Genomic DNA, 12637 nt, shown 5'->3' on the forward strand with positions numbered 1-12637 from the left:
GTTGAGCGCCCTGCTCGAGCGTGAAGTCCTGGCCACGTACCTTTTGCATCGCTATGCAGACAAGTGCTGCTCCACATACGGCGTCCTTCAGAGTCATCAGGAACCTCGAAAGGGGTGAATTGCTGCACGTCCTATTCTGCTGTTGCAGCGGATTCGTTCTGAAGGAATGGGTAACTTTATCGGGTGGTTTATCCTGATAGTTTGCGGTTTATGCGCTGATTTTCAGTGCGTATATGATTTAGGTATCCGTTGTTCAGGAGGCAGTTCTTATAAATGTGGGCGAACGTGCGGGACCGGGCTAGTCTCATCAGAGCCTGGTCTTCCCCAGCAAGCTCCGCGCGTGGGAGGTTTTGGCACCTTCCGGTGCTGATCCTGATGCTCTGTCTTCGTCAGACTGGTGCGGGGCAATGCAGCGGCATCGCCTCAACACCGCAGGCCGCCGCCGATTGTGCCGCCTATGCTGTTCCGCTCGGCAAAGTCGTACCGCTGGACTCCACGCATTCGTATTCGCTGGCCGAGTTGATTGATCTGGCCGAACGCAACAACCCAAGCACGCGGGTTGGGTGGGAGCGGGCACGGCAGCGAGCCGATGAGCTCGGCATCGCCAAGAGCTCGTACTATCCCTTGCTGGCCGGTGCAGCGGTATTTGGCGATCAGCGGGTCATCACTCCGTTTCCAAAGCCGATCGCGCCTCGTGGCTATGTGATGGTCGAGATTCCCAGCGTCGTCCCCCAGGTTTCGCTGGAGTATCTGCTGTTCGACTTTGGCAGACGCGGGGCCGAGGTGGATGCCGCGACGGCGGAGAAGCTGGCCGCCGGCGCGAACTTCATCCAGGCCAATCAAACGGTGGCTTTTCGCGTCGCCAGTGCGTTTTACCAGCTGCTGACGCAACAGGAGCGGTTGGCCGCTGCGGAGGCGACGCTGAAGACCGCGCAGACGACTGCCGATGCCGCTGAGTTTCAGTTACGCAACGGCAGGGCTACGCTGCCCGACGTTCTCAACGCTCGTGCGGAGGCATCGCAGGCCGTCTTCGACCGCGAGTCGGCCGATGGCGATGAGAAGGTTGCGCGCGTCGCTCTTACTGAGGCTGTTGGCGTCGAGCCATCGCCCAACGTCGTTATTGACGCGGCGAACTCCGCTCCGCTGCCGTCAGAGCTGGCGGCTTCGATCGATGTGCTGATCGACCGGGCGATCGCCGACCGCCCGGACCTTGCTGCGCAGGCGGCCCAGATCCGCGCCACGGATGATGCGATCCGCGCTGCTCGTTCCGATTACTGGCCGCAGATCGTCCTGCAGGGCTCGGCGGCGCAGACCTCGATCTGGCCGACCGCGGACTACGGCCAACTGGGCAACGCGAGTCAGCCGACATGGGCTGCAGCGCTCTCCGTCCGGTGGAAGCTCTTTGACGGAGGCGAACGGAAGAATGAGGTCGCCAGGGCTGAATCGAAGAAGCGCGAGGCTCAGGAAACGATGCGTGAGAAGCGCGACCAGGCGACGCGCGAGGTCTGGACGGCCTATATTGGTTTTCGAACCGCCCTTCGCAAGCAGCAGGCCGCGGTGGCTCTGCTGGACTCGGCGACGGCGTCCTACTCCTCCTCGCTGGATGCGTATCGGTACGGCGTGAAGAACCTGATCGATGTGGTGACGGCCGAGCGGCAGCTGGCGCAGGCGCGGCTTTCGAGCGTCTCGGCGCGATCGCAGCTTTTTCTTGAGGCGGTCAATCTTGAGTTTGTTACCGGCAACCTTCTGCGGACGGGCCCGCGGGCGACGACGAACTCGCCGTCGGCGCCTGCGGTTCCGGCTCCATCTCCCGCACCTCCACCTTCTTCGAATCCACCTCAGGACGACCGGCAGCGATGAACAGAACAGCAGTAAACTCTCTCGGCATCGGCGCCTGCCTCTTGTGCAGCGGTTGCGGACGCGCGCCGGCGATCGATGTCATCGGCTCGTTTTTTCCAGTCTGGATGGTCTGCCTTATCATCTCGATCGTGCTCACGTCGCTGCTGCGGGTGTTCCTCCTGCGACGCCAGCTTGAGCCGGTGGTCGAACCGGCCGCACTTTTCTATCCTTCCGTCGTTCTTCTTCTCAGCTGTTTGTTGTGGCTGATCTTCTTCCGCTAAGGAGCTCCTATGGAAACCGCTACGGAGACCGCGAATCGCAGACGAACCGGGCGCCGGGTCGTTCTCGGCGTAGTGATCGCAGCCGCGATCGCTCTGCTGCTGGTCGCTTATGAGGTGAACCGCTCGCCTCGCACCGACGACGCCAGTGTGTGGGCGAACTACATCGAGATTGCTCCGGAGGTCAGCGGCCGCCTGGTGGAGCTTCCGGTCAAGGACAACGCTTACGTGAAGAAGGGCGACCTTCTCTTCGTCATCGATCCGCGGCCCTACGAGTACGCTCTCTCGCAGGCGCTCTCTGACCAGCAAGCGCTTGAGGAGCAGATCATCGATCTGGGGCGGCGCATTGCCGCGCAGAATAGTGCCGTTCAGGCTGCGGGCGCGGCGGTGTCGACATCGAAGACCAATATCCGGACTGCCAGCAGCAATATCGAAGGAGCCCGCGCAGCCGTTACTCGCGCCAAGGCAGCGGCGGCTGCCGCCGAGGCGAAATTGAAGCTCGATACGAATGATCTGCATCGCATCGAGCCGCTGCTTCAGAAACAGTACGTTACGGTGGAGCAGGTCGATCAAGCCAATACCGCGGTGCGCGTCTCGCAGGGGAACTATGACGCAGCCCAGGCTGCGCTGGCGCAGGCGCAGGCGCAGCTGGACGAGGCCATGCTGCACCAAGAGGTGGCGGGCTCGCAGGCCGCTGAGTCCCAGGCGAAGCTCAGCCAGAGCATCCATGCTATCGACCGGATCGAGACGCTGGAGTCGCAGCGACCTGCAAAGGCGGCGAAGGTGGACAGTGCGCGTCTCGATCTCGAGTGGACTCGCGTCGTCGCACCCTTCGATGCCTACGTCACGAGCATGAATATCTCTGTCGGAGCTTACGCTCACCCGGGCACGCCGATGTTCACGCTGATCGACACCCGCAAATGGTATGTCATCGCGAACTACCGGGAGTCCAAGCTAAAGAAGATTCCCATCGGCGCGCCCGTTGACGTTTACCTGATGGGCCATCCCGACCGGCGCTTTAAGGGTAGGGTCGAGAGCGTAGGATTCGGCGTGCTTCCTGAAGATGGCAAGCTGGCCAATGGCCTTCCCAATATTGAGCGCACGTTGAACTGGGTGCATCTCTCGGCGCGCTTCCCGGTCCGTGTGCTCATCGAAGACCCTGATCCGAACCTCTTCCGTATCGGCGAGACCGCCGTGACTGTCGTGAGGTAGCAACCGTGGCCACGATGGTTTCTGCGTGGATTGACCGCTTCCAGCAGGATCTCCAACCCACGCCCGGTCGCTGGAATAGTTCGCTGCGCATCGTGCTCGCCTCGGTGATCGCGCTGCTCCTGCTGATGACACTGCGCATGCCCTTCCTCGGGCTAAGCATGTACTTCGTGTTCCTTGTCGGGCGTGATTCTCCTGCTGTCTCTTTCCGATCGGGCTTGTTATCGCTTCTTGCGCTGGCCGCATCGGTCGCGGTAGCGCTGGGAGTGGTTATCGCGACGGATAACGATCCGATGGCGCGCGTTCTCAGCGTCGTGATTGTCACGTTTGTAGCGGGGATGTTCATGTTGTCGAGCACGCTACCGGCGCTTGGCTCGACGTTCGGCTTCATCTACTGCACGCTCATCGCACTGTGGGAGACCAGCTACCCGGCCGGTACGCTGGTCAAGCAGATGCTGTATCTGCTGGGGTCCATCTCTATTTCTGTTGGTTCTGTGGTTGCAGTGGAGTACATCTTCGCGAGCCGGCATCCTGCTGAGGATCTCCAGCGGGAGCGCATCACGCGCTACTGCGCACTGGAGGAGATGTTCCGTCTGTATGCCGAGGGAGCGGACTCGTCCCGGATCCGCCAGGCGGTCACTCGCGTTTCGCGTCTGGCCGTGATAGGGCAGAGCGGTATGCAGCGGCTCTACAACACCATCGTCGAACGCAACCTGGACACGGGCTCGCTTCCCATCGGCACGAGAGTGCGCATTACCATGCTGGCGCAGCTGATGGATCTCTCGGCCGCATTTGGGTGGCAGCATGCGTCGGTCTCCGATCCGGATCTCCGGCAGCGCTGTGCGCACATCGCTGAGTTCTGCCGCTGTATGAGCACCGGTGCCGTTCCGCCGGACCGCCGGCAGGAACTGCTGACGGAGCGTCGCGTCGCGGCCTATCCCTCGCTGTTCGAGCGGGTCGAGGGCATGATGCACTCCATCCTCGATATGCCTATCGAGGGACGCGCAGGCACGGAGAAGACGCTGGTGGCGCTTCCTTCGGTGAAGATTCCACTTCTGGTTCCCGGAGCCATCCGTCAGCCCCAGACCATTGCCTATGCCTTGAAGATCAGCCTCTGCGCGACGGTCTGCTACATCATCTATTGGGCGATCGCGTGGCCGGGCATCTCGACTGCGGTTACGACCGTCATGATCACCGGGCTCAGCACGAGCGCAGCCACGAAACAGAAGCTCATCTTCCGTGTCGTCGGATCGATCATCGGGGGTCTGATTCTCGGGATTAGCGCGACGGCCTTCCTTCTTCCGCACATGGACTCGATCACGTCGCTGGTTGTGCTGGTCGTTGCGGTTGCTCTTCTTTCCGCGTGGGTGAGTGGCGGGACGCATTTCAACTACATTGGCCTACAGATGGCCTTCTCGTTTTACCTGGTGGTCTTTGAGGGCTTCTCTGCTCCCACGGAGCTCGCGCCTGCCCGCGACCGTTTCATGGGTATCCTGCTTGCGTTGGTGGTGATGGCGTTCGTCTTCGACCAGTTATGGCCCGTGCGCACGGTGACCGGAATGCGCGCTTCGCTCGCGACCATTCTTCGGGGCGTTGCCCAATTTCTCCGCCTTCCCCAGACCGCCCAGACCTCGGACGAGCTTATTCGTAAGGCAGACAGCATTCGCGATCAGATAGGGAAGACGATGGCTGGGATTCGGACGATGAACACGGTCATCGTGTACGAGTTCGGCGTCGACCGGCGTCAGCACCAACATACGGGTGAGACGATCCTTCGCGCCGCGTTGACGGTGGTCGCCTTGTTCTGGAATCAGTTCGCGGTTCTGCACCGCGAAGCAGACCGGGACTTTCTGACGGAGCCTGCGCTTCAGCAGTTGCGTACTCTGCTGGCGGATGGCATGGAGACCATGGCCCAGACGGTGATCCATAAGACAGACTTCGCCGTTGCTCGCCCAGCGGAGTTGATCGATCCGTCGCTGCTCACTCATCCGCGATACGGTGAATACGTTCAGCACTCGATCGCCCGTTTCGATGAGCTCCAGGGTATCGTCGCTCAGCTTAGGACGCAGCCTTAGCTCCTGGCTGGAGGCAAGGCGTTTCCAGCAAAGGCAGTGCTCCATGAGTGTCCGCCTGTGCAAAGGATTCTGGATTGACGTATGCGGTAACTTGGCGGCTCTCTTCATTTGCCAGGGGAGAGTGGTCCCTGCGTTACGCCGGCGTTTGCGGTACGAATGGACCCGGATTAGCTACGACTGCTGACAAATAAATATACGGGACGGCCGCCTCGGTCAAGCCCTGATCCTGAGAGTTCCAGGAATTCCTAAGAAAAATATGCTTATGGCTATCCGCAGATCGCTATCCTGCGAGATTTTTCTGGTGGGGTTGATTGCCGGTGCGGATTCGACAGCAAATTAATTCCCATTAACATGCTTGACATTCCACCGCCTGGTCTTCTACAAGAGAGCACACGAAAAAGCCCTTCGTAAGCGGTAACTAGAGGGAAGCTTTAGCAACAGGTTTTATAACTCTGGAGGCAGAACTTGAAAAGGCCAATATCCTTCCCCATCGCTCTAGCGGTACTGCTTCTGTGCGCGACGTTTGCGACACAGTTCGCGCTCGCCCAAGTAGACACGTCTTCTCTGAACGGCACGGTAACCGATTCCTCGGGCGCCATGGTGCCGAAGGCGAATATCACAGTACAGAACAAAGCCACTCGCTCCGAGGTGCGCGCGACCACCAATGAGAATGGCACCTTCACCATCACCAATCTGGCGCCAGGCACATATGACCTGCGAGCCGAGGCAGCGGGTTTTCAGACTACTTCGTTCAGCGGCCTACAGATCGATCCCAACATCGGGCGGCACGTCGATATCTCGATGAAGGTCGGCGACACCGCGACATCGATCACGGTAGAGGCGGGCGCCATCACCGTGCAGACGGAGAGCGGATCGGTAGGACAGCTGATCACGCAGGAGCAGGTGAAGACCATTCAGCTGAACGGGCGTAATCCGCTCTACCTTGCGCAAATGGAGCCCGGTGTGGTGCGCAACAACTCCATGGCGGCGCTTGGCTTCGGTCTGGATAACCCGCTCAACGTGAACGGAGCGCGCAGCCAGGAGAGCATGCAGACGTTTGACGGCGCGCCTATGGTGCGCACGCGCTCGAATGGCACAAGCACGGGCGTGGCCGATGTGGACTCCACCTCGCAGATCCAGGTGCTGAGCTCAAACTATGCTGCCGAGTACGGACGTACCTCGGGCGGTCTCATCCGTCTGGTTCCCAAGAGCGGATCGAGCGACTTTCACGGTAGCGCCTTCGAGTACTTCCGCAACAACGTGCTCAACGCCAACACCTGGCAGCGCAACAATGCCGGCCTCGGGCGTGGGGCCTTCCGTTATAACCAGTTTGGCTGGAACCTGAACGGACCGGTCTACATCCCTGGCCACTTCAATGCCAACCGTAACAAGCTCTTTTTCCTGGTTGGGCAGGAGTGGGTGAAGTACAACCACGACGACACGTCAAGCGCTACCCTGAAAGTGCCGACGGCCCTTATGCGGCAGGGCAACTTCAGTGAGCTGCTGGTGCCAAATAATATTTTCTATGGCCGCGCCGTACAGCTTGTGAACCCCAACACGAATCAGAATTGCCTCAACAACGACTTCAGCGGCGGAAAATGCGGCGTCGCACTCAGCCCCAACGGTATCGGCCTGCTCAATGCGTACCCGCTACCCAACCTCAGCGGCAATCCTTCCAGCAACTGGACCGACACGGCGCTCTATACCGAGAAGCAGCGCAAGGACTCGGTCGTCGTCGACTTTATCCCGGCCGACGCCCATCACTTCCGCTTCAGCTTGCTGAACTACAACTACGACGACTACGAGCCTCACTTCGGCAACTTCAACACCAACCCGCGCATCTTCCACCGGCCGAACCAGATCGGTGTCTTCCATTACACCTGGACTGTCAGCCCAACCATAGTCAACGATGCGTTTGTCTCGGCCGCGGCCGACCACGTCGATATCAACATCGACACATCGTCGGGCCTTTATGACCGCACCAAGTACGGCATCAACTACCCGTACCTGTTCGGCTCTGCCACCAAGGTGGTCCCCAACAAGATTCCGACGATCCAGATCGGAAGTTTTGGCACGCTCGACGGCGGCCCGTATCCGTCGCGCTCCGGCGGCATGGTCTACGACGTCGGCGATACGCTCACGAAGGTGTGGGGCAATCACACACTCAAATTCGGTGGACTGTGGGAGTATGCCGGCGAGAACAACTACGACCAGATCAGTGTCGACAACACACGGCCTGGTACGACCAACAACCAGAACGGCTTGTTTACCTTTACCGATCTTCGCGGCGGCCCCAGCAACGCGCCAGCTACCTATGCCAACACGAGGGCTGCTATCGCCAACGTTGCTCTGGGTCTCTTCGACACCTATGGCGAGATCGGTCAGCGCTCTTACACGCCCTTCCGAGGCAACATGTACGAGATGTTTGGCCAGGACCAGTGGCGCGTCAACTCAAAGTTAGTGCTCGAGTACGGCGTCCGCTACAGCATCATGATGCCGTACCATTCGCTCTGGGGGAACCAGGCATTCTTCAGTCCGAAGGATTACAACCCGTCCCTTGCTCCTACCGTCGACCCCACCAACGGCTTCCTCACGGGTGGAGACCAATATAACGGCGTGGTCATTCCCGGCTCGGGCTTCCCCAGCGCTGCCAAGGGACATGTGCCGGACAGCATCCTGAACGGCAACTTTCAGCGCCTCTTTCGTGGCTACGACAGCGGATATTCGCCGACCGTTTGGAGCAACATTCAACCACGTCTGGGCTTCGCGTATCAGGTCAATCCGGGAACGGTCTTCCGTGCCGGAGTCGGCCGCTACATCCAGCGTCTCGGCATCAGCGACGCGGTGCACGTCGGCGGCAATGCTCCTTTCCAACCGGCATCTACGGTGACGCGCGGCGGCGTAGACAATCCCGGCGGTCTCGGACAGAATGCGTTGCCGCTGGCCTTCACCTCCCACGCCTTTACCTATCCCAGCCCCGAGGCCTGGTCATGGAACATGACGGTGGAGCACGAGTTCGCCGATGTCGCAACCTTTACACTGAGCTACGTCGGCCGCCGCGGCTACCATCTCGAGCAGCTGGCGAACATCAACCAGCTCCAGCCCGGGGGCATCCGGGCCAACATTAACCCGGATGCTCTTCGTCCCTATAAGGGCTTCTCGACCATCATCGAGGCCCAGAACACCGGCGGGTCGTTCTATCACGCCATGCAGGCCAATCTGAAGCGGCGCCTGACGAAGGGCATCCTCTTCGGCGCCGCCTACACCTGGTCCAAGAGCCTCGACTACGGTTCGTCGAACGGCACCAATATCGTCAACGCCTTCGACAACAGCGTCATGTACGGGCCCAGCGACTTCGACACCCGCCACGTGCTGGTGATGAACTACGTCTGGAATCTCCCCTTTGCAACCAACGCTACCAACCGCTTCGTGCGTACGACGCTCGGCGACTGGCAGTTCTCCGGAACCATCCAGGCGCAGTCCGGCCGGCCACCCAGCAATGGTATCTCCCGGAACCTTGACCAGGCTGGAGTGGGGCCAGGTTCGGGCAACCAGTATTACATCAAAACCCGCACACCAAACCTGCCGCACCAGTTCGGTTCCTCGGGCCAGTATTTTGAAATCGGTTCAACCTGCAGTACGGTGCCAGCAACGTGCGTTTTTCAGCCCGCACCTGCCGGCACCTTTGCCCCTCGGGGCACTCGCAACAGCGTCTACGGTCCTGGCTTCAGCAGCTTCAATGCAGCGCTGCAGAAGGGCTTTCACATCATCCCGGGCCATGAGAACCATCAGCTGATCTTCAAGGCCGAGGCTTTCAACTACGTCAACCACCCCAACTGGGACAATCCGGATGTGAGCCCAACCAGCGGCACATTTGGAAAGGTGACCAACAAAGGCACGACCTACGCTTCGGAGAGGCAGTTCCAGTTCAGCCTGCGGTATGCGTTCTAGGCGGCATGGATCTGGAGTCTGCGCTCATTTGGAAATCCTGGAGATCCCGCGGCAATCGGCTGCGGGATCTCTTCTCTCTCAAAGAGATATTATTTCCGATATCAACTCACCGTTCGCACTGCAGCACGTAGCCGCGTCGGCGGAACAAATCATGACGACACGACCGGCGTCAGATCGATAGCTCGAAATAGAGGTCGGTGACGGAGATGCGATCGGTAAAAACGTTCCAATCCTCGGCGGAGCTACTCGGCGGACAGGCGTCTCGCAGTTGTTCTGCGGTTGTAGCCGCATCATCGATGCGAAGAACGCGTCCGTGCGCTCGATCGTTCAGATGGTCCACCAGCTCGGGCAACGGCATCTTGCCCCAGCGCTTCTTTAGCGCCATCGCGTGATCCACTGGGATCATCGCGACCAGTCCATCCTTCGTCATCTGTTCCAGGCCCTTGTGGCTCAGGGTTGCGTTGTGGCTGCCGTGATGGCCCACCTTGTAGAAGATGGTGCGTGCCAGCAAGTCCGGCCCAGTCGTGACGACTTCCATCTCCTTCGCGTCTTCCTCGGTCCACTTCAGATCCTGCCAACTCAGCCAGTTGCCCGCCTGTGCGTCGCCGGGAAAGAGCAGGATCTCTCCCGTATCGACCATCTCAATTGCAAGAACGAGGCTGGTATTGTTCGTCGCAGAATCGAGCGCCAGCGCCAGCGTCTCGGAGGCGTCCAGTCATGCGCCATCGATGCGGCGCCATGACTGATCATGGACCTTCTTTGCGGATTTGTGTTCCGTCAGGCTTCCATCCTGCAACTCGCGGAAGTAATGATGATCGAAGAACTCGATGCGTTGTGCGCGGTTCAGTGGTATCTGAAAGCGGCTTTCGAACGGGGCGAGAGTGACGTCATCTGTCGAGGGATCCCGGCTAAGCGCATTGAGGAACATCGCGTTCGATGCGGATGAGCTGTCGTCGAGTCCATAGGCCTCGTCCTTGCCGGGATCTGATTTGCGCAGCAGCTTCTCATCCTTCGGCGGTCCAAGTACGTAGAAGCGGAACTTCGGCAGTTCGGGTAACGTGATGGGCGGCTCGCCCGGCTGGCAGAACCGAAGATTCTCGCTAGCAAGTTTCTTGGCAAAGGCAAACGCGTCGGGGGTCGCACCTGAGGTCGCACCGAAGAAACCGAGGAGGCTCGCGACGCGATCGGCCTGATTCGCCGCATTGACCTCTCTGAGACGGTTCACTGCGAGGCGCAGGGCATCTTCCGCCTTTTTTCGCTCCGCGCGCAGCTTGTTGGCAAGCGCATCCTTCGGATCTTCGGTCCAGGCCGTCCACACCTGGGCTACCTTCCAGTTGTCTTTGATGAGGTCTTGCGCTTGCGTGAAGCCGGAGACGTGATCGTAGTGTTCATGGGTGACGACGAGTAGATCGATCTTGTTATCGGTTACGGTCGAGATATCAGCGACTGCGTCTCTTAGTTTTTGGACGCCTGCCGCATCGGTGCCCAGAACGACGCCGCAATCGATCACCATGTAGAACGGACCATTTGCCCCGGGGAGTGTGATGAGGAAGCAGTCGCCGAGGCCTTGACGGTACATACGAATGCGAATCGGCGGTCCTGCGGTCGAAGCCTGGTGCCCGCCGTTCGACGTCGCTGTGCTGGTGGTTCCTGTTACGGGGGTGACCTTCTTTGCTGCTCTTCTGGTGGTCATTCGATTTTCCTCCGGCGAAGATGTGGCGCTCAGAAGCCGCGGTGGAGCATGGCGAACGGCTCGTTGTAAGCGTCGGCGAGAAAATACGGGGAGCTGCCATCGGACCCCGACGCCATAAATGCCTTCATCTGTGCGATCCGGTTTACATTGTCGACACGTCTACGAATTGCATAGCGGATACGCTCCTGCTCCAGATCGATAAGCACGGTGCAGCCGCCGCGATAGGTTGTGTGCTCCTTCGTGACTGGATCGGTCTCCACGTAGCGCTGCACCATTTCGATCACAAGGTCTGTAGTCTGCTGACCGTTGCTGGCGATACGTCTCGCCGGCCGTACCGAATGGATCTCAACCTTGGGAACTCCGTTTGAAACAGGAATCTGATCGGGCATATCCGGTGTTCGGACAAGATAGACGCCGAGGTCCCGGCCAAGGGCGATGCCTGATCCTTCGGCATCTTCTGTACGAACTCCCACAGCGTGGCCCCGTTTTCCTCTGAGGCCTCGTACGATCGCTGGCGGTTCGTTGCCAGGTTCCAGCTCAGATTCATTGTCTTAAGCATCTTGCGCAGATCCCCGGTGTCGAAGGTAAAGTTTGGGGGCTGCCAGCGCAGGCTCTCCGCGGAGATGCTGCGTACGCCGCTGGGATAGATGCCTCGCCGACGGAACGCCGCGATGAACGCGACCCGTGCGTTGATGCCGGCCTCAGGTTCCAGGTCCAGATCCGCCGTGATGAGAGCTCGGAGGTAGTGCCGAAGGTCAGGTCGACCGGAGGGCAGTAGTCCAGCGCTCGGATGCATGCTGTCAGCACACGCGACGCGGTGGCCGCTGCTTCTACGGAAAGCCGCGTCACCAGGTCGTTCGGAATGTCGCCAGGCTGCAACACGCCGGTACCACCAGTGGCCAGGCGTTTCAGGTCTGTCGAACGCGTCTCGTACAAGTTTAGAAATGCTTCGAAGATCGCGGCCAGCAGAACAGCTCCCCGGGCATGCGGTTCGGTCGACTTGTCATAGTCTTTGGGGGATGGCTCCTTGCCAAGCCCGCTGCGTAAGGCACGCGATCCGCTCGATGCTTGTCCGAACTGCTGTGCCAAGTCGGCGAGCAGGTTTTCAATGCGGAGATTGCCGCGCGTGCTGGCGATCGTGAAGCGGAGCGCCTCAGGGATGGAAAAGTGCTGAAAGAGCGCGACGATATCGGCGAAGGCCTCGTGAAAGGCGGCCATGTCGGGATTGGTCTGCTCCTGGTAGTAGGGATGCAGCCCATCTAGAGCGGATTCAAGGTAGCTGCACCCTGTAATTGCAGAGTCTGAACCATGCTGTGGCGTTGTGGGCGTTGATCCTGGGCAAGGCTTCTGTGATGGCCTGGTCGAGCTCTTTGGGGTCGCGTGCTTTGGTGGCGCGAAGGAGTTGTTTGAGTTTAGCCCAGGCTTTCTCGATGGGGTTGAGGTCGGGCGAGTAAGGCGGCAGGTACAGCACGTCGGCACCACGCTCTTGAAGCCGTTCTCGCACCCCGGCTACCTTGTGCGAGCTGAGATTATCCATGATCACAACGTCTCCGGGACGCAACTGCGGGCAGAGCACCTCGTCGAGGTAGGCG

The 12637-nt window shown here is 59.8% G+C and carries 9 protein-coding genes and 1 pseudogene; 5 read left to right on the plus strand and 5 right to left on the minus strand.

The features are described from left to right. Positions 1-375: 375 nt before the first annotated feature. From Q363_RS13555 to Q363_RS13575, 5 genes are all read left to right on the plus strand, one after another. Positions 376-1860 (plus strand): TolC family protein, encoded by a 1485-nt coding sequence (locus tag Q363_RS13555; protein ID WP_245632207.1) that lies wholly within the window; start codon positions 376-378, stop codon positions 1858-1860. Then, the gene (locus tag Q363_RS13560; RefSeq protein ID WP_035350951.1) at positions 1857-2120 is read left to right on the plus strand and encodes a YtcA family lipoprotein; all 264 of its coding nucleotides are present in this window, start codon (positions 1857-1859) and stop codon (positions 2118-2120) included. Before Q363_RS13555 ends, Q363_RS13560 begins: the two co-directional genes overlap by 4 nt. Positions 2121-2129: 9 nt before the next feature. Next, positions 2130-3329 (plus strand): efflux RND transporter periplasmic adaptor subunit, encoded by a 1200-nt coding sequence (locus tag Q363_RS13565; protein WP_035350954.1) that lies wholly within the window; start codon positions 2130-2132, stop codon positions 3327-3329. 14 nt (positions 3330-3343) lie between these two features. Continuing rightward, complete coding sequence (locus Q363_RS13570; protein ID WP_035350956.1) at positions 3344-5401, plus strand: FUSC family protein; 2058 nt, start codon at positions 3344-3346, stop codon at positions 5399-5401. A gap of 465 nt (positions 5402-5866) precedes the next feature. Then, a complete protein-coding gene (locus Q363_RS13575) occupies positions 5867-9352 on the plus strand; it encodes a TonB-dependent receptor (RefSeq protein WP_035350958.1) in 3486 nt (1161 codons plus the stop codon). Positions 9353-9521: 169 nt separating this feature from the next. On the opposite strand, the gene Q363_RS13580 is transcribed toward Q363_RS13575, so the two are convergent. The 5 genes and pseudogenes from Q363_RS13580 to Q363_RS38095 all read right to left on the minus strand — a co-directional run. Beyond that, a complete protein-coding gene (locus Q363_RS13580; protein WP_035350959.1) occupies positions 9522-9992 on the minus strand; it encodes a hypothetical protein in 471 nt (156 codons plus the stop codon). 75 nt (positions 9993-10067) lie between these two features. Next, on the minus strand, positions 10068-11045 hold the full coding sequence (locus tag Q363_RS13585) for an MBL fold metallo-hydrolase (RefSeq protein WP_035350960.1): 978 nt from the start codon (positions 11043-11045) through the stop codon (positions 10068-10070). A gap of 29 nt (positions 11046-11074) precedes the next feature. Then, a complete protein-coding gene (locus Q363_RS36070) occupies positions 11075-11518 on the minus strand; it encodes a hypothetical protein (protein WP_051978742.1) in 444 nt (147 codons plus the stop codon). 70 nt (positions 11519-11588) lie between these two features. Beyond that, entirely contained in the window at positions 11589-12263 is a 675-nt protein-coding gene (locus Q363_RS13595; RefSeq protein ID WP_051978743.1) for a gluzincin family metallopeptidase, read from the minus strand. A 168-nt stretch (positions 12264-12431) separates the two neighbouring features. Continuing rightward, positions 12432-12637, minus strand: a pseudogene (locus tag Q363_RS38095) (transposase); the annotation flags it as partial.

Origin of the sequence: Edaphobacter aggregans DSM 19364, assembly GCF_000745965.1 — a bacterium.
Lineage (GTDB): Bacteria > Acidobacteriota > Terriglobia > Terriglobales > Acidobacteriaceae > Edaphobacter > Edaphobacter aggregans.